This window comes from Tessaracoccus sp. OH4464_COT-324 (genome assembly GCF_003932855.1).
Lineage (GTDB): Bacteria > Actinomycetota > Actinomycetes > Propionibacteriales > Propionibacteriaceae > Arachnia.
This window is the reverse complement of record NZ_RQYZ01000126.1, coordinates 1-395: the sequence shown is the minus strand read 5'-3', so window position 1 is coordinate 395 and position 395 is coordinate 1. Positions and strand designations below refer to the sequence as shown.

2 protein-coding genes are annotated in these 395 nt (G+C 37.0%); one reads left to right on the top strand and one right to left on the bottom strand.

Annotated elements, in window-relative coordinates; all coding sequences use genetic code 11:
- The coding region (locus EII42_RS12420) for a hypothetical protein (RefSeq protein ID WP_199729899.1) at positions 1-196 on the top strand (196 nt) is incomplete at its 5' end.
- A gap of 51 nt (positions 197-247) precedes the next feature.
- Here EII42_RS12420 and EII42_RS12415 read toward each other — a convergent pair.
- On the bottom strand, positions 248-395 hold a 148-nt coding region (locus EII42_RS12415), incomplete at its 5' end, for a NifU family protein (protein ID WP_199729898.1).

Here is a 395-nt window from a genome sequence, read left to right as displayed (position 1 = left end):
TTTCTTCCCAATTCCACGTTTAGCTCAAGGCTTACCAATTATTTTGGTAACAGTAGTATCAATTGCTTCTGTGGCTGGTGTTGAATTAATTAACCAATTACCGCTAAAAGCCTACTCAATGGAATGGTTGCCATTTGCTTTAGCTGGATTTGTTTTAGGCTATGTTTTACAAATGTTTTCTAGCAAAGAAAAATAGTATTGAAAAGATGAAGTAGAAAAAATCGGGGCATTTAAAGCCCCGAATTTTTTAGTAGTAAGAGTGTTCGCCACGTTGGTGCTCAGTAACATCTTTTACACCTTTTAATTCATTAGCAAACATCGCAAGTAGTTGCTTTTCAATGCCGTCTTTTAGAGTAACATCTACCATTGAACAGCCGTTGCAACCACCGCCAAAT